We start from the raw sequence: 17,600 nt of genomic DNA on the forward strand, positions 1-17,600 counted from the left end.
TACAAATCCTGTCTTAGAAGAGAACGGGTTAACGATTCCCAGTGGTGTAGAGTTTCAAGTGATTAATAACACCTTAGTAGGAATGATGACTACCAAAGTTCCTGGTCAGGACGGTAATGTAGTTTGTGAAATTCCTCTCCCTTCCAAGCCAATGGGACTGACGGATCAAGCAGTGCAGCGTTGGACTAACGAGCAAAACTCTAAAGACCCTGTCGCAGACTGCGATGGGGAAGACTCCGTCTGCTATTGATGTAATATCCTTCTCTGTTTTAAATACGGATATCCTATTAGCACCATGATTGCCGTGTCTACATGTAGACAATATTTTATATTTATAACAGGTATTATTGTTTACTAGACTACACGATAAATTTCTAGTAAGTAAGAAAGTATAACTCAAAAATAGTAGAGTCTATGGGCTTTATCATAGTTTTATATTCGCCCATTCTATATATTAGAATATTTTGGAAAATTCTAAGATCTTTTAAAAAAACGATTATTGGTATAATTTTTGTAATTTTAACAATATTGAGTTTACCAGCCAATGTGTATGCTCAAGAATATCAAATCAGATTTGATCACATCACAGTTAACGATGGATTGTCTCAAAGTGGTGTTGCACCTATTCTTCAGGATAGCCAAGGATTTATGTGGTTTGGTACGCAAGATGGACTAAACAAATATAATGGATATAATTTTAAAGTCTATAAACACAAAGAAGAAGAATCTTTGTCATTGTCAGATAACTTTATATTATCAATTTATGAAGACAAGTTAGATACCATTTGGGTTGGTACTGAAAGTGGGGGACTAAATAAATTTGACCGTAAAACTGAGCAGTTTACTCATTATACTTATGATTCTGAAAATCAACATAGCTTAGGAAATAACAAGGTTTTATCCATCTACGAAGACAAGGATGGGAAACTTTGGGTGGGTACGGATGGCGGTGGACTCAATGAATTTAATCGGGAAACCGAAAAATTTACTCGTTACACACACAACCCAAATGATCCGAATAGTTTAAGTAATAATACTGTATTATCAATTTATGAAGACCACTCGAATATGCTTTGGATTGGCACGAATGGTGGCGGACTCAATGAATTTAATCGGGAAACCGAAAAATTTACTCGTTACACACACAACCCAAATGATTCGAATAGTTTAAGTAATAATATTGTATTATCAATTTATGAAGACCACTCGGACAGGCTTTGGATTGGCACGAATGGTGGTGGACTCAATCACTTTAATCGCGACACTAGGCAATTTATCAATTTCAGACACGAATCAGATAACCCAAACAGTTTAAGTGATAATACTGTAAGTTCAATTGTTGAAGACCGATTAGGTAACCTGTGGCTGGCAACCAGTAGCTGGTATGGGAATTACTATGGTTCAGCACTCAATAAGTTTAATCCTGAAACTAAGCAATTTACTAATTATAGTCAAGCTTTAGCTGATCCAAATGGCTTAAGTGATAATATAGTTGGTTATATATTTAAAGATAATTCAGAAATTATATGGATTGGGACTGGTTTTAGTGGAATTAATAAGTTAGATACAAAATATAAAAAGTTTATTGCATACAAATATGATCCTAAGAACTCTTACAGTTTGAGTGATAATCATGTTATGTCAATTTATGAAGACTCATTCGGTCTAATTTGGGTTGGTACTGATAACGGTGGACTCAATAAATTTGACCACCAAACTGGAAGATTTACCCATTACACCCATGACCCCAAGAATCCCAATAGCTTGAGTAGCGACAATGTTTGGTCAATCTACGAAGATAGCAACGGTACGCTTTGGGTTGGTACGTTTGGCGGTGGACTCAATAAATTTGACCGTCAAGCTGGAAAATTTACACATTACACCCATGACCCCAACAATCCCAATAGCTTGAATCATAATACAGTCTCATCAATCTATGAAGACAGAGAAGGTAAACTCTGGATTGGGACCTTCGGTGGCGGATTTGATAAATTTGCTCGCCAAACAGAGGAATTTACTCACTACCTGCATAATCCAGATGACCAAAATAGCTTGAGTGACAACAATATTTTCTCAATCTATGAAGACAAGTCGGGTACACTCTGGATTACCACGTTCAACGGTGGACTCAACAAATTTGAGCGCGAAACTGAAAAATTTACCCGCTATACCCACGACCCCAATAACCCCAATAGCCTAAGCTATGACCGAGTATTATCAATCAATGAATACCCAGCCGGAACCCTCTGGTTAGGCACCTACGGTGGCGGACTGAATAAATTCGATATCGCCACCGAAACCTTTACCCATTATTACACCGAAAACGATGGTTTACCCAGCAATTCCGTAGTCGGTATCCTCGCAGACGATAATGGAAATCTCTGGCTAAGTACAGGTAATGGCTTATCCAAATTTAACCCCGAAGCAGAAACCTTTAGAAACTACGATGTCGGTGATGGACTTCAGGGTAACGAGTTCGATGGCGTGAAAGCCTACGCCAAAACCAAAGATGGCGCGATGTTATTTGGCGGACTCAATGGCTTAAATTTATTTTATCCCGACCAAGTTAAAGACAATCCCCATATTCCCCCCATTGTGATCACCGATTTTAGAATCTTTGATCAAACTGTCAAACTCAACCCCGCCATCTCTGTTGCCAAGAACATTAAATTATCCTACAAAGACAAGTTCTTTAGCTTTAAATTTGCCGCCCTTGACTATACCAATCCCGAAAAAAACCAATACGCCTACAAACTCGAAGGATTTGATCAAGATTGGATTTACTCCGGAACTCGACGCTACGCCAGTTATACGAACCTCGACCCCGGAACCTACAGGTTTCGAGTTAAAGGGTCCAATAATGACAGGGTTTGGAATGAAGAAGGGACATCTTTGACGATTAAGATTACCCCGCCACCCTGGAAAACAGGTTGGGCTTATACTATTTATGGGATTGCCATATTCGGTGCGATTTATGGCTATGTTCAATGGAAAACTTTAGCCCAATTTAGAGAAAATAGTTTACTACGTGCCAGTGATAAAAAGCTGAATCAAATCTTAGAATCCATTCCCATCGGCGTCGCCGTTGTTAACCAATTGTTTGAGAATATTTATGTGAATAAATTAGGTTTGCAATTCCTGGGAAGAGAACTCGATCCCAAGGCTACAGGGAAAAACTATTCCGAGATTTATCAATTTTATATTGCTGGAACCGATCAGTTATATCCCTCAGAAAAGCTGCCGATAGTTCGCGCTTTGCAGGGAGAAACATCAAGAGTGGATGATTTTGAAGTTCTCAACAAGGATAAAAGGAGTTTATGGGAGATTTTAGCGACTCCTATTTATGATGAACAAGGCAATATTATCTATAGCGTCGCCGCTTTTCAGGATATCAGCCATCGCCAACAACTAGAAGCCGAACGCCAACAGTTTATTGAAGCCTTACAACAAACGAATGAACAATTGCAAGCTATTTTAAATACTGTACCCGGTTGTGTGGCTTGGATTAGTGGAGACGGGCGATATCTCGGCGTTAATCAGCATGCAGCGGATAATTGGGGCTTGTCTCCTAGCGATTTTGTTGGTCAAGAAATTGGCTTCCGCAACAATAATCAAGACTATATTAGCTTTATACGGCAATTCTTGGCAAACTCAGAACTTACCGCCTCTCAGGTGGTTGATTTTAAAATAAAGGATTCGATCCGCAATTATTTGATTATCGCGCAAAAGTACCAGCAAGGTAAGGCGGCGGTTTTAGTTGGTATTGATATCACGGAACAAAAGCAAGCTGAAGCTGAACTCCAAACATCCCTGCGGGAAAAAATAGTTCTGCTACAGGAAGTTCACCATCGGGTCAAAAACAACTTACAAATTATTTCAAGTCTCCTCGATCTTCAGTCTCAAAACTTAACCGATCCCCAAGTTTTGAATGTTTTCCAACAGAGTGCAAATCGGGTCAAATCTATGGCGCTGATTCACAATCAACTCTATCAATCTACCTCTCTAGAAAAGATTGATTTTGCTGAGTATATCGACACATTAGCCATGTATCTATTCCAGTCTTATGGCGTGAATCGAAACGTAACTGAATTGCACATTGACGTTGAACCGATTTACCTCAACCTAGACACGGCGATTCCCTGTGGCTTACTGCTGAATGAGTTACTGTCCAATGCGTTAAAATATGCCTTCCCTGAATCCCGTCAAGGTGCGATTACCATTAAACTGATATCAGAGTGCGATCGCAGACTGACTCTCACGGTTCAAGATAATGGAATTGGCTTACCTGAAGGGTTTAACCCTGAGAATCCCAAGACATTAGGATTTCAGTTAATCCAGGCGTTAACCGAACAGTTGGAGGGAGAATTGGAGATCAAGCCAGATCAAGGAACCCAATTCACCATTCGGTTTTTTGAAGTCATGAATCATTCCTAGTTTGAGGAGGCGATTGAAATCGCTGCTACACAAACAAAGTCCGCCTGCGCGGACTGGTTTATAACGCTTACTTTTGGTCGGGATCGGGAAAACCTCTCTCCATCCCCTGCTCCCCCTGCTCCCTATCCCCACCACCAGACTTATTCAGCAACCCCTATTTATTTGGTGGGTTAGCGGATTGTCTGGGTTTGTTTGTTCATTAACCCTTCTTTTTGGTGATCCAAACGCAGTTCCCCGGCTGGAGGTTGACGCAGGGATTCGGGGGTTTGTTGACCCACGGCACCTTTAGCCACTGTTACGCCTCCATCCACGAGCCATAGCGCTCCGGTGACATAGCTGGCTTGCTCCGACGCCAGAAACGCACAAACATTGGCAATTTCCTCCGGTGTACCGCGTCTTGCCATTGGCGCCGCCATAACCAGGGTTTCCTCCATCTGGGCGTCCATTGGACCGGTTTCTTTGTGCGTCCAAGCTGTATCAATCGCACCGGGACAATAACAGTTTGCCCGCACTCCATACTTGGCTTGTTCCACAGCTACCCCTTTAACAAAAGCATGCATCCAGCCCTTAGTTCCGCCGTAGGGAGAATTTTGTGCTACTCCATTAAATCCGGCTTCTGAGCCAGCACAAACAATGTTACCCCGGGTTTTTTGCAAGTGCGGTAGGGCATACTTAGTCATCAGGAATGCCGATCGCAGGTTCATTTTCTGGGTTTGATCAAATGCCTCAATCGGATAGTCTTCCGTTGGCGCAGTTGCCAGAAAGACACCGGCATTATTCACCAAAATATCCAGGGTTCCGTATTGGTTAATCGTCGCTTCCACACAGGCTTGAGCGGGATTTATGTCCGAGACATCGCCTTGATCTGCGATCGCTTCCCCACCAAAGTCGTTGATGGCTTTTGTCACTTCTTCGACTGGATCATCTGGTAGTCCGTTGACAACAACCTTAGCGCCTTCTTTGGCAAATTTATGCGCGATCGCTTCCCCGATACCTGTTCCCGCACCCGTTACGATGGCGACTTTTCCCTCTAAGAGTCTACTCACAAGCCAAACCTCTTCCCCAATTATTTTTACTCTGTTCTTTTTTTTTAAGGTTTTCTGGAATCAAGATTCTCTACATCTATCTGCGGTAGGGTTTCATTGTTGCAGAAAGAAATTGGTAAATGACAAATGACATAAACCAATGACAAATGACTTAACCGCCAACAGCCGCCAGGGTAGTAGGTTCAGCCGGTTTAGCCTCTTGTTCTCCCAGACGATTGTGATAAAGGTCAGCTAAACGGTGTTCGTAGTCTGCCAACTCGGTTTCAATCAGAGTAAACAGCACCGTTGAGGTGGGATCTGTGAATTGTTTCCGCAGATTATAGGCATCGACAACACCCGTTTGAATGTCACCGAGAGCATGGCGTAAAATGGATAGACTGTCGTTCGGTTGCAGCCAATTTTGTAAGGCGGCGTAGGCATCTGTCGCTACTTCGGGAATCGATTCAAACGCCTGCAAATCTTTCAAACGATTCTCCAGGATGATAATGTGTTGCTGCTTATTTTCCCTAATTTCTTGCAGGAGCGATCGCAACTCTAAATCAGTGGCTTTTTGGGCATAATACTCAAACACTTTTCGCCCATATCGTTCCCCGGCTAAGGCAGTATTCAATCCATTCACAATATCCAGCTTGCTACTCCCCCCCCAAGCTTCTGCCAATTGCCACCATTGAGCCGTCATATCCGTTTCATCCGGTAACGCTTGATCGGGAATCCCTAAACCTAAGCGGGTGAGAATTGCCGTGGTAAATATTGCCAAATCACCGGGTTGACGAGAGGTAATCAGATTCCCATCCACGACTAAGGGTTCATCCAGATAATTAGCCCCGGCGTTCGTCATATCCTTGCGAATCGAAAGAAATCCGGTCGCATTTTTGCCCTGAAGTAAATCCGCTTCAATTAACACTTGGGGACCATGACAAACCGCCGCGACGAGTTTATTCAACTCCATTGCTTTCTGCACAAATTGGACGGCATTGGGATTATTTCGCATCGTATCCGGTGCCATCCCGCCGGGGATAATCACGGCATCAAAGGTGTCTGGACGGGTTTCGGTGACTGTACCATCAGGTTTAATCGAGACTTTGCCTTGTTTCCCCTGATAGGTGTCATTCATGCGCGAACCCAGCACCACAACCTGCGCCCCCGCTTGTTGCAGCGCTTGAGCAGGAATTTGAAACTCGACATCTTCAAACTTCTGGTCGATCAGAATGGCAACTTTTTTGGGTGTATTATCAGTTATCATCATGGGAATTGTTAACGACTTTATTACTTGAGCGAAGGTAGAATTTTTCTGGGGTATTCTTTCAGCCACGAAAATTCTACGGGCTAAACAGATAGTATTGAATTGATAAACATTTTCAGCTTAGGAATGACTCACACAGATGTCATCCCTCAAAAGAAATAAATTAGGATTCGCTCTGGGGTAATAAACTGATGTGCCTGGGAAAGGCTAAGCTGTGAGTGCGGATAGTAATATACAAGCCAATATGCAACCTAAAAACATTAACCAATCTCAGTCCAACCCCCGATCAGAATCAGACAAACGTAAGGAAACCCACGAGATTGAACCGACTTATGAGGGACTCAGCGATCGCGACACGGCTGATGGTAGACTAATTGAAGAATCGAGAAACCGAATGGCAAGCGGTGAACCCACCACGAGGGATGTTGATGCCAACCTCTACCAGGCAAAAGTCGGCGGAGAGGAAGCCGTTGGCGGTTTAACTCCCACGCCGGAGCAAAATGTGACCCAGGAGATGGAGCAAGCCGTTGGTGTCGAAGGCGCTCAAAAAGAACCGGTGCAAGTCACCAATAAGCTAGAACGACGGGATGAGCAGCGTTGGGAGTTAGATCCCAAGTCCTCTGAAGATTATCAAGAACACGGCGTCTAGACTATTAATCAGTAGGGGTGGTTGAATCGAGGGGGTGAGAGGGAGATGGGGAGGTTGGGGAAAAAGAAAGTTCTACATTAGACGGCAACTTGGTATCAGTTCAGTTACCCAACGGGCTAACCGTAGTTAAGCCGGATTTAGGATTCAGCGCTAATCGTGTGAATCTTGAGTAAATTAGTCCCGCCGGAGATTTTTGTCGGAATCCCAGCGATAATTAAAATTTTATCTCCAGCTACCACTAAATTCCGTTTGAGTAACTGAGTTTGAGCTTGATTCACTAGCTCTTCAAAGGACTCAACTTCTTGCTCTAGTAACAATGGTTTTACCCCCCAAACCAAATTCAAATTGTGGTAAACTTTACGATTAGGAGTCAGAGAAATAACCGGGACTCCTGGACGCTCAGCGGCGGCTAATTTGGCGGTGTGACCGGTACTGGTGAAAGCAGCAATACAGCGCAAATCCAGAATTTTATCAATCGTGTTGAGCGCTTCACTTAGGGCATTGGCTTCATTGGTTGCGGCTGGGGGATAATTAACAAACTTAATTTCCGGTTCCACATCCGTGGCAATACGGGCTAACATCGTTACGGCTTTAAGGGGATATTTACCCACGGCTGACTCCCCAGACAGCATCACCGCATCGGTGCCATCGATAATCGCATTAGCCACATCACTGGCTTCAGCACGAGTTGGGCGGGGATGATTAATCATACTATCGAGCATTTGGGTGGCTGTGATGACCGGAATTCCCTTTTGGTTACAAATCCGAATAATTTTCTTTTGCAAAAACGGCACTTTTTCCGGACTCATTTCTACACCCAAATCGCCCCGTGCTACCATGATCCCGTCACTTTCATTAATAATGGCTTCTAAGTTCGCGATCGCTTGAGGTTTTTCGATTTTGGCAATCACGGGTAGGGATGAGGCATTGTGTTGCTGGAGAAATCCTTTAAGAGTACGAATATCTTCGGCCGAACGAACAAAGCTTAAGGACACCCAGTCAACCCCTTGAGCAATGCCAAATTCTAAATCTTGTTGGTCTTTGTCTGTCATCGAGGGTAGGCGATTTAGGCTCAATCCGGGCAGGTTAACTCCTTTACGGCTTTTGATTACACCTCCTTCGACAACTTGACATTTAACAGTATTGCCGTCAATTTCCTCAACCCGCAGTTCTAAAAGTCCATCATCCAGGAGAATCTGCACTCCCGGTTCCGCTTCTTGAGCCAAGTGGGGATAGTCGATAGCAACGGTTTTCGGTTGATGATTGAATTCAGAAACGGGAACTAAGGAAATGGATTCTCCTTGAACCAGATTAACTCCTGCATCGGGCAGTTTCCCGACTCGAATTTTCGGTCCTTGTAAGTCTTGGAGTAAGGTAATCGGTGTATCTAATTCCTCTTCAATAGAGCGTAGCAAGGAAATAGTGTGAGCATGGTCATCATAGCTACCATGAGAGAAGTTCAACCGTGCCACATTCATGCCCACTTGCACCATTTGCTTGAGGATGTCTGGTGAATTACTCGCAGGACCAATAGTAGCAACGATTTTAGTGCGATTGCTTAGAGGTTTCATTATTAATTATCCCTAAATTGTGGTAGGGACACGGCATTGCCGTGCCCGATTATCTTATTGATCTCGTCCCGTCTATTCACGCTGGTTTCATCGTCACAATACCATAGGCATCCGTTGCCAGATAATCCTGGGCAGCCTGTTGAATATCGTCAGCATTGACCGCTTGAATGCGAGCCGGATAATTTAAGGCTGGGGTTAAATCCCCTAATTGGGAGTGATAATAACCATATAGACTGGTGCGATCGCTCGGTTTCTCATTACTAAAGGTAAAGCGATTCGCCACCTGAGTCCGAATGCGGGCAATGTCCGCCGCCGCGACACATTCTGTTTGTAACTGACGAATATGTTCCCCAATCGCCGCTTCCACAATTTCCAAGTTCTCTGTGGCAAGCTGGGCGGAAATATAAAACACCCCCTGTAGCTGCTGGGTCATATTACTCACCCCAATATGAGTCACCAGTTTACGGTCTTCGCGCAAATCTCGCACCAACCGCGACATCCGCCCCTGTCCTAAAATAGCGGCTAAAACATCTAATGGATAGGTACTCTCTAACTGTTTTAGTCCCGGTACTCGCCAAACCATGACCAATCGCGCCTGCTGTAATGTCGAGTCTACATATTCTTGGCGCACAATGTCGCGAAACGGCGCTTCTGGCTTATAGGTGAGACGGGATGATTGGGGATTGGGCGAAGCATTGGCGTTGGGATTTTGACCGACAACCGATAAATCAGGGCGCATAAGCTTCGCCCCTACGTGGGCAAATCCCTGCACCACTGTTTCAATCAACTCCTCCACCGGTAAATTGCCTACCGCCACGGCTGTCATCGTTTTGGGCTGATACCAGGTGCTGTGAAAATCTCGCATCTGCTGAGCGGTTAAGGATTCAATCACAGATGTCGGTCCAAGTACCGGGCGACGGTAGGGGAGGTAATCAAAGCTGGTTTCTAACGCCCGCCTAAAGGTGCGGCGACGGGGATTATCTTCCGAACGCCGAATTTCTTCTAACACCACTAGCCGTTCCCGTTCAAAGGCGTCATCGGGAATTAGAGGATTTAATACCACATCCAGTTGTAAGGGCGCGAGTTGAGCAAAATCCTTCGGTGCTGTGGTGATGTAGTAATGTGTGTAATCATGACTCGTTGCCGCATTAGTCACCGCACCACGTTCTTCAATCAGCCGCTCAAACTCGCCACTGTTTAGGCGTGGTGTTCCCTTAAAAACCATGTGTTCGAGAAAATGCGCCATACCGTTAATCGGGTCAGGTTCAACGGCGGAACCCACATTCACCCAGACATTCAGGTTAACCGCATCGACAGGCATCTGTTCTGCCACAATGGTTAGACCATTCGGTAATGTCTCAATAGTTGGGGCATTTAGAGGTGGAGTTTTGAGCAGAGTTGATGTCATTCGTTACTCGCTTACTTTGCAGTTGTGCCATGTTTCTCTATCTTAATGGGTTTGTCAGATTCCCCCGGCATATCCTAGGGAAAGCTGGTCAAGCTACGGGAGAAGGTCACAAAGCCACAGGGTTAAGCTGCGACAAAAAGGCAGAAGGCTGTAAGGTTTTAGCTGCTTTGTCCTGTACTGTTAACGGGTAACAGGACGGTAAAATAAAACCCTATTCTCTGAATTTAGACTGAAGGGGGAGCATGAACTTTATTAGTCCCAAAGTCGATTATGCTTTTAAAAAAATATTTGGTTCTGAGCAAAGCCAAGCAATTTTAATCAGCTTTCTCAATGCCATAATCTATGGAGGTCATCAGATTATTCAATCTTTAACGATTAAATTTGAATATCCTGATGCGGAATTGCAACTATTTTTTATAGAATTGCCAAAGTTCAAGAAAACTTTGTCTGAATTAAGCAGTTTAAGCGATAAGTGGATTTATTTTATTAAAGAAGCGGCAACCTTAGATACAATACCCGATAAATTAGGGGAAGTTAATGAAATAGAACTCGCTTTAACAATTGCTAATCAAGCTGAAATGACTGTAGAGGAGTTAGAATTCGTCGATCGGCGAGCGATGATGTTGCAAGATGAGAAAGGGCGGATCACTTATGCTCAAGAAGAAGGCAGAAAAGAAGGACAAATAACGGAAGCGATCACGTTAATATTGCGTCAACTAAAAAAGCGTTTTGGCGAGATTCCCATGGCGATAACCAGCCAAATTGAGGCGTTATCAATTGAAGACTTGGAAAGTTTAGGAGAAGATTTTTTAGACTTCAATCGTTTGGCAGATTTGGAACATTGGCTGGAAGCAAGAGGGGATTGAAATCGCTGCTACACAAACAAAGTCCGCCTGCGCGGACTAGGTGATAACGGGGGTGGCTAACCCGGATTTGGTTTTAATTATAGCAGTAGACACATCGATTAGAACAAACGAACTGTTGTAGAGACGTTGCATGCAACGTCTCTACTAAATGATCTGTCCTAACCGCTATGGTGGTTGCTATATTATTGCTGTTTTCTGCATTGACGGAAACAGCATTTCTTACCCCCTTTTGCCATGGCGATTGAAATCGCTGCTACACAAACAAAGTCCGCCTGCGCGGACTAGGTGATAACGGGGGTAGTTAACCCGGATTTGGTATAAGCCAGTCTCTGTATAGGTTTTATGGGTATGCTCTTGAGGGTGCGATCGCGCTGATCAACCCTTTCCTCTTTTATACTCAATTTTTATCGATTTTTAATAACTATACTCCTTTCTTCAATCGCTTTTTATATCTATTTTATTTCCTGTTTTCAAGGGAAGGCCTTGGAGCAGCTTACGCTGCATATAATACGAGGAATTCTAGTGAAAACCATGAACCAGCACAATACTCATAAGACTTGGCAACAATACCTACCTTTCCTTTTGATGCATTTGATTTTCCCTATCTCTGCTCAATTATCTGCGAGTTTCATCTATGATCAAATTTCTCATGAGCCTCCTGATGAGATTTGCACTGATGATCACTCACATGATCAGGGAAGTGACCATTTTCCTCCAGATTTTGAAGATCATCATCTAGATTAATCTCGCTTTAACCTCCAGACTGTATATCTGGAGGTTTTCTTCTACCTAACTCATGTCTCGCAACCCCCTGTATGCCTACCTTGGCATTCCTTCTGTTTGTCTCCCTTGCTACTCTATAGTGTACATTCCCAACTCTCGCTTCCACGTAAACGATACATTCTCATCATCTATCTCATCCCCCTCCTGACTAATTCGCTGTTTATGTTCCAACTCCATCTGTCGCATATATTGCCTCAAAACACCTCCCACAGCCACACCTCTGGTTTGGTGCAGTTGGCGGGTTAACTCCAGAAACCATTCTCGATTCGCCACTAAATCTGATTCCTTCACCTGATACTTGAGGATTTCTGGGATAATCACCGTTGGGTAATCACTTTTCGCGATCGCACTCACATGGAGGACAGGTGTATAATCGGTTCGCAAACACTGTTGCCATAATTGTCCCCACTTGGCTTTGGCAATATAACCATGACTAAAATAGGAGGGTGCCACCATCGCCAACACATGGAAATGAGGATGTGCTGATTCTCCATCCTTACCTTTCGTCACTTCCACCGATTTAACCCATCCCTTAGGGGACCACGCTTTTAACTCCGTCAACCGCTTAAATCCTCGATTCATCCAATTTAACGTGGTTCGCAATTCCTGCAAAGGACAATTCTGAACCGTCAACGTGATAAACAGCCAACGGGATTTGGGGTAATCTGCAACAACTTGAGGAATTACCTTATACGCCCTGGCTTTCCACATCAGACTTCGCCGCCACTGACAAATCGGACAGTGACGCACTCGGCAGAATCTGGCATAAGATAGTTTAAATTCGAGCAAATCCTCCGTTGACTCTGGAACTAGGCAAAACTCCAGGAATTTAGCACAATCACGCATCCGATGGGCATAGCGCTTAAAGCTACCTTGACCTTGCCTGTAAAAACCAGAGATAATATCAGCATTGGCTCGATGCTTTTCCCAAACGTTATGATCGGGAGACAGGTTCGATAAACTTATCTGCGCCATGAGTTAATCTCTGGATATATAATTTTTCAAATAGTTGTCCTTTTTTAGGATTACATATTATCCATAAAAAAACTGCCGAAAAAAGTCTCAATTATGGTTCCCCTTCTCCCTTGAAGGGAGAAGGGGTTAGGGGATGAGGGTGAAATGCTCCCCCCGTATTGGTTTTCACCTTAAGTTGACACGCATGACTGACGTGTTCCTTCCAATTTTGCGATCGCGTGTTTTGTGGGTTTGCTTTTTGGAAAGCACAACTTTTGGGTAAGAGCGGGTTTTGTGAAAGACTCGCGCCCGCCCCGACAAACTCTCACAGGCGCTTCTTGCTAACGGATGAGATCGCGTTTCGCCATTCACCCCAGCGTCAACACTTCGGCTGCAAAATTCACCGCCAGTGGTAGCATCTTCAACCACTGTAAACCGAGTAGCGGTTCGGATATACCTGATCCAGCTAACACGGGAATAATATATTCCCTTTCATCCAGGAAAACCCTGCCTTCATATACATCAAAAAAATCCTCCCCTTGTACCATTCGCATCGCACGTTCACCTTCAATCATCAACCAACCCAAGCTTTGGACATCTTGAGCATCAAGCGCTAAGTAACCCGTTGTAAAGCCTGTATCTAGTAACACATCGATGGGGTATCGTTCTGCATCAGCGCCAACTAAATCAATTTCAAAGATCAGTTCACCAATTTCACCAAACTTGCCTGAAATCATATCTTGCCACAAGTTCCGGTTTCGTTAAGGCGCATAATTCCCACCATACCGCTTGGATATTTTTGACGCGCTTTTTGCATCGCTACGTCTTCATCCGGATCAATAAAATAATCCCCACTGTTTGGCTCAATAATCATAAACCAGTTGTAATGATCTTGGATGAGTTGAGGGCTGACTTGAGCAAAAATCTCTCGATAGCGCTTTATCCGGGCATTTTTTTGAGCTTCCCGTCTGGCTAACTCCTCTGGGGGTATCGTATATTCCGGAAATAGTCTGCCTTGACGACGAGGACGAACGGGTTTGGTGCGAGTCATCGGTTTAATTCTTAGAGAGTCACGAGAATACAACTATTTTACAAGACTGTAAACCAGCCGAATAATATCGGCATTGGCTCGATGCTTTTCCCAAGCTTGATGATCGGGAGACAGGTTCGATCAACTTATCTGTGCCATGAGTTAATCTCTGGATATATAATTTTTGAATTCTATATGTACTTCATTTTCTGCAAATGCGATCGCGTTTCGCCATTTACCCCAGCGTCAACATTCCGGCGGCAAAATTTACCGCCAATGGTAGAATCTTCAACCACTGTAAACCGAGTAGAGGTTCAGATATACCTGATCCAGCTAACACTGGAATAATATATTCTCTTTCATCCAGGAAAACCCAGCCCTCATATACATCAAAATACTCCTCGCCCCGCGCCATCCGCATCGTGCGATTACTTTGAAGAATAGACCATCCTAAACTTTCAGCATCTTGGATATCGAGTGCCAAATAACCCGTTGTAAACCCTGTATCTAACAACACATCGATGGGGTATCGTTCGGTATCAGCCGCAATTAAATCAATTTCAAAGATTAGCTCACCAATCTCACCAAACTTACCGGAAATCATATCTTACCACAGGTTCCTGTCTCATTGAGACGGAAAATGACAACCCAACCCCTTGGATACTTTTGACGCGCTTTTTGCATCGCTACGTCTTCATCCGGATCAATAAAATAATCTCCACTGTTTGGCTCAATAATCATAAACCAGTTGTAATGGTTATCGATGAGTGTCGGCGCAACGTGATCAAAAACACGACGCGCTTTTTGACAACGGGCATTTTTTTGAGCTTCCCGTCTGGCTAACTCCTCTGGGGGTATCGTATATTCCGGAAATAGTCTGCCTTGACGACGAGGACGAACGGGTTTGGTGCGAGTCATCGGTTTAATTCTTAGAGAGTCACGAGAATACGACTATTTTACAAGACTGTAAACCAGCCTAATTGACACTCCCCGCTTTAGCACAGCTAGTGCATGACGACTTTTTTTACCATCAAGCTTGCAAGCTAGGGTGAATGTCACTGACTTAAGGCGAATGTCGCTGACTTAAGCTGGGTTCGTAGTAGGCACTTTAGTGCCATAAGCGCTGAAGCGCTGACTACAAACTCTAAAGTCAGTGCCATTGGACTTAAGGCTGGTGGGCAATGCCCACCCTACTTAGCACAGACAGATAGGAGAGAGCGATTATCATAGAGGATGGCAACAGGATGGATTGATATCGGTTTGCTCCAGTCAAAGTAAATTCTTATGTCAGTTTTTAGTAAAATTCTCAGTGTAATTATCGCCGTAATTATTGGCTGTGGCGGTGTACTTGGCGTATTTTATGCCATGAATTACCTAGCCAATACCTTACCTCATAAATGGCGATCGCGAATTCTACCTTGGATTTATCTCGCCCCCGCCCTGCTGGTGCTGACGGCGTATTTAATTCTACCGACGCTGAATACAATTTACATCAGTTTTCTGGATCGGCGATCGCAAAATTTTGTTGGCTTGGAGAATTACCAGTTTGCGTTTACCAGTGAGGCGATGCTGGTGGCGTTTCGCAATAACCTGTTATGGCTGGTTCTGGTAACTGGGTTTAGTGTCGGGTTTGGCTTGATTCTGGCGGTACTCATGGATAAAGTACGCTATGAACCCATCGCCAAGTCGCTGATCTTTTTACCCATGGCAATTTCCTTTGTTGGTGCAAGTGTGATTTGGCGGTTTGTTTATGCCTTTCGTCCAGCCGGATCAGCTCAAATTGGCTTACTCAATGGTATCATCACCAGCCTGGGATTTGAACCCGTGGGGTGGTTAGTGGAACGTTCGATTAACAATTTTGCCCTAATTGCGATTATGATTTGGTTGCAAACGGGTTTCTGTCTGGTTTTGCTTTCCGCTGCGGTTAAAGGGATTCCCAAAGATATTATCGAAGCCGCCCGGATGGATGGCGCGAGTGAGGTACAAATTTTCTGGCGGATTACCATCCCGATGATTCGTTCCACCTTAGCGGTGGTGACAACAACGGTGGTGATCATGGTGCTTAAGGTGTTTGATATTGTCTTTGTGATGACGGCGGGGAATCAAGGCACCGAAGTGATTGCTTCGCGGATGATTAAGGAAATGTTTAACTATCGCGACTATGGCAGGGGGAGTGCGATCGCGGTTATCTTATTATTGGCAATTGTACCAATCATGGTCGTGAATATCCGCCGCTTTCGTCAACAAGAGGCAAGTCGATGAAGTCTATACGTTACCATAAACCGATTTCAAACAAACATCTGTCTCATCAGTTGCAAAATGCCTTCAATAGCCTTCCGGTTCACCTGAGTTTAATCGTCATTTCCTTAATTTGGACTTTACCCACCGTTGGCTTATTGATTAGTTCCCTACGCCCAAAGGATGATTTGTTAGAGAGTGGCTGGTGGATGGTGTTTCAACATCCCTTTGATTTCACCCAATATCAGTTAGGGAATTATATCGATGTTTTGACGGCGGAAGGAATGGGACAAGCATTTCTGAATAGCTTTACTATTGCCATTCCCGCCACAGTTATTCCCATTGCGATTGCCACGTTTGCGGCTTATGCATTTTCTTGGATGCAGTTTCCAGGGCGTCAGGTGTTATTTATTTTAGTCGTGGCGTTGCTGGTTGTTCCCTTACAGATGACGCTAATTCCGGTATTGCGATCCTATAATCATTTGGGATTATCGGGTTCGTTTTTAGGGGTGTGGTTAGCCCATACGGGATATGGTATGCCCTTAGGGATTTATTTACTCCGGAATTATATCGGTTCCCTACCCAAAGATTTAATCGAAGCGGCGGCGGTAGATGGGGCGTCGCATTTGACCACATTTACACGCTTAATTGTACCCCTTTCCCTACCCGCGATCGCATCCTTTGCCGTGTTTCAATTTTTATGGGTATGGAATGATTTATTAGTCGCCTTAGTCTATCTGGGAGGAACACCGGATGTCGCCCCCTTAACTATGCGCTTAACCACGTTGGTGGGTTCTCGCGGTGAAGCTTGGCATTTGTTGACAGCTGGGGCTTTTGTTACCATGATTGTACCCCTGATTGTGTTTTTTGCCCTACAACGGTATTTTGTCCGGGGAATTTTGGCAGGTTCAGTTAAGGGGTAATGTCATTTGTTTATGTCAGGTATACTATCAAAATAACCAAGTATTTTCCCTATCCATCTGACTATTTACTTCTTGTCGATTCAGCTAAATCACGGAATAAATAGGCGACCTACTCCCATCCAGTTTTCGATATCAAGTAAAATCTCAAGGATACGGTCAACCCAGCCTTGACTGGCAATATTACCTAATAGGATTTCTGCATGTCCCCCTAAATTGTGATCAATTAGAAAAATCATGCTTCTAGTTGATGTCTAGCTTTCTGCTGTTGGAGTTTTACCCAAAGAGTTTCTCGCCCTGGTTTTGGCGGCATTGTGGCAACACGAGCAGCATGCTCACGATTGTGCTCCTGCCAATACTGTCGATTTTCTTCAGCCTGTTTCAGAACAATTTGATACTCGGCTTCAACGTATTCGCGGGAGTCCCCATCTTCAGCGTTAGCAAGATGGGGAGGGATA

The 17,600-nt window shown here is 44.1% G+C and carries 18 protein-coding genes and 1 pseudogene; 8 read left to right on the top strand and 11 right to left on the bottom strand.

The genetic code is table 11. The features are described from left to right. Positions 1-250 (top strand): hypothetical protein (locus tag ACLFWI_RS11480; RefSeq protein WP_446413057.1); only part of this gene is annotated, 250 nt, incomplete at its 5' end. Positions 251-528: 278 nt separating this feature from the next. Further along, positions 529-4,434, top strand: a complete 3,906-nt coding sequence (locus ACLFWI_RS11485; protein WP_446413058.1) for a two-component regulator propeller domain-containing protein — start codon at positions 529-531, stop codon at positions 4,432-4,434. A 170-nt stretch (positions 4,435-4,604) separates the two neighbouring features. Here ACLFWI_RS11485 and ACLFWI_RS11490 read toward each other — a convergent pair whose 3' ends face one another. Both ACLFWI_RS11490 and ACLFWI_RS11495 read right to left on the bottom strand, forming a co-directional pair. Further along, positions 4,605-5,480 carry an SDR family NAD(P)-dependent oxidoreductase gene (locus ACLFWI_RS11490; protein ID WP_446413059.1) on the bottom strand — a complete coding sequence of 292 codons (876 nt, stop codon included), beginning with the start codon at positions 5,478-5,480 and terminating at the stop codon, positions 4,605-4,607. Between the two features lie 151 nt (positions 5,481-5,631). Then, positions 5,632-6,726 (bottom strand): DJ-1/PfpI/YhbO family deglycase/protease, encoded by a 1,095-nt coding sequence (locus tag ACLFWI_RS11495; RefSeq protein WP_446413060.1) that lies wholly within the window; start codon positions 6,724-6,726, stop codon positions 5,632-5,634. Positions 6,727-6,967: 241 nt separating this feature from the next. Between ACLFWI_RS11495 and ACLFWI_RS11500 the strand changes: the two genes are divergently transcribed. Further along, positions 6,968-7,372, top strand: a complete 405-nt coding sequence (locus ACLFWI_RS11500) for a DUF6335 family protein (protein WP_446413061.1) — start codon at positions 6,968-6,970, stop codon at positions 7,370-7,372. Between the two features lie 137 nt (positions 7,373-7,509). Here the strand turns inward: ACLFWI_RS11500 and pyk are convergent, their stop codons facing one another. Beyond that, a complete protein-coding gene (gene pyk, locus ACLFWI_RS11505; protein ID WP_446413062.1) occupies positions 7,510-8,943 on the bottom strand; it encodes a pyruvate kinase in 1,434 nt (477 codons plus the stop codon). Between the two features lie 76 nt (positions 8,944-9,019). After that, on the bottom strand, positions 9,020-10,351 hold the full coding sequence (locus ACLFWI_RS11510; protein ID WP_446413063.1) for a M16 family metallopeptidase: 1,332 nt from the start codon (positions 10,349-10,351) through the stop codon (positions 9,020-9,022). On the opposite strand from ACLFWI_RS11510, the gene ACLFWI_RS11515 reads away from it, so the two are divergent. The 3 genes from ACLFWI_RS11515 to ACLFWI_RS11525 all read left to right on the top strand — a co-directional run bounded on the left by ACLFWI_RS11515 (position 10,345) and on the right by ACLFWI_RS11525 (position 11,961). Next, positions 10,345-10,542 (top strand): hypothetical protein, encoded by a 198-nt coding sequence (locus ACLFWI_RS11515; RefSeq protein WP_446410398.1) that lies wholly within the window; start codon positions 10,345-10,347, stop codon positions 10,540-10,542. The two genes, ACLFWI_RS11510 and ACLFWI_RS11515, sit on opposite strands and share 7 nt — an antisense overlap. Positions 10,543-10,593: 51 nt before the next feature. Next, entirely contained in the window at positions 10,594-11,217 is a 624-nt protein-coding gene (locus ACLFWI_RS11520) for a PD-(D/E)XK nuclease family transposase (RefSeq protein ID WP_446413064.1), read from the top strand. Positions 11,218-11,739: 522 nt separating this feature from the next. Then, positions 11,740-11,961, top strand: a complete 222-nt coding sequence (locus ACLFWI_RS11525; protein ID WP_446413065.1) for a hypothetical protein — start codon at positions 11,740-11,742, stop codon at positions 11,959-11,961. Positions 11,962-12,069: 108 nt separating this feature from the next. On the opposite strand, the gene ACLFWI_RS11530 is transcribed toward ACLFWI_RS11525, so the two are convergent. The 5 genes from ACLFWI_RS11530 to ACLFWI_RS11550 all read right to left on the bottom strand — a co-directional run bounded on the left by ACLFWI_RS11530 (position 12,070) and on the right by ACLFWI_RS11550 (position 14,902). Continuing rightward, on the bottom strand, positions 12,070-12,975 hold the full coding sequence (locus ACLFWI_RS11530; RefSeq protein ID WP_446413066.1) for a protein rep: 906 nt from the start codon (positions 12,973-12,975) through the stop codon (positions 12,070-12,072). A gap of 347 nt (positions 12,976-13,322) precedes the next feature. After that, positions 13,323-13,691 (bottom strand): aspartyl protease, encoded by a 369-nt coding sequence (locus tag ACLFWI_RS11535; protein ID WP_446413067.1) that lies wholly within the window; start codon positions 13,689-13,691, stop codon positions 13,323-13,325. Further along, positions 13,688-14,005 (bottom strand): hypothetical protein, encoded by a 318-nt coding sequence (locus ACLFWI_RS11540; protein WP_446413068.1) that lies wholly within the window; start codon positions 14,003-14,005, stop codon positions 13,688-13,690. The genes ACLFWI_RS11535 and ACLFWI_RS11540 overlap by 4 nt, the downstream gene beginning before the upstream one ends. Positions 14,006-14,219: 214 nt before the next feature. Beyond that, a complete protein-coding gene (locus tag ACLFWI_RS11545; protein WP_446413069.1) occupies positions 14,220-14,588 on the bottom strand; it encodes an aspartyl protease in 369 nt (122 codons plus the stop codon). Next, positions 14,585-14,902, bottom strand: coding sequence for a hypothetical protein (locus ACLFWI_RS11550; protein WP_446413070.1), 318 nt, complete (start codon positions 14,900-14,902; stop codon positions 14,585-14,587). Before ACLFWI_RS11550 ends, ACLFWI_RS11545 begins: the two co-directional genes overlap by 4 nt. Positions 14,903-15,268: 366 nt before the next feature. On the opposite strand from ACLFWI_RS11550, the gene ACLFWI_RS11555 reads away from it, so the two are divergent. Continuing rightward, the gene (locus tag ACLFWI_RS11555) at positions 15,269-16,246 is read left to right on the top strand and encodes a carbohydrate ABC transporter permease (RefSeq protein ID WP_446413071.1); all 978 of its coding nucleotides are present in this window, start codon (positions 15,269-15,271) and stop codon (positions 16,244-16,246) included. After that, positions 16,243-17,145, top strand: coding sequence for a carbohydrate ABC transporter permease (locus ACLFWI_RS11560; protein WP_446407885.1), 903 nt, complete (start codon positions 16,243-16,245; stop codon positions 17,143-17,145). Before ACLFWI_RS11555 ends, ACLFWI_RS11560 begins: the two co-directional genes overlap by 4 nt. An 89-nt stretch (positions 17,146-17,234) precedes the next feature. Here ACLFWI_RS11560 and ACLFWI_RS11565 read toward each other — a convergent pair whose 3' ends face one another. Together ACLFWI_RS11565 and ACLFWI_RS11570 are read right to left on the bottom strand one after the other, a co-directional pair. Then, positions 17,235-17,381, bottom strand: coding sequence for a hypothetical protein (locus ACLFWI_RS11565; RefSeq protein ID WP_446413072.1), 147 nt, complete (start codon positions 17,379-17,381; stop codon positions 17,235-17,237). Next, positions 17,378-17,600: pseudogene (locus ACLFWI_RS11570) on the bottom strand (hypothetical protein); the annotation flags it as partial. The pseudogene ACLFWI_RS11570 and the gene ACLFWI_RS11565, both read right to left, overlap by 4 nt.

The sequence above is a fragment of the Coleofasciculus sp. genome (assembly GCF_046539235.1).
GTDB lineage: Bacteria > Cyanobacteriota > Cyanobacteriia > Cyanobacteriales > Coleofasciculaceae > Coleofasciculus.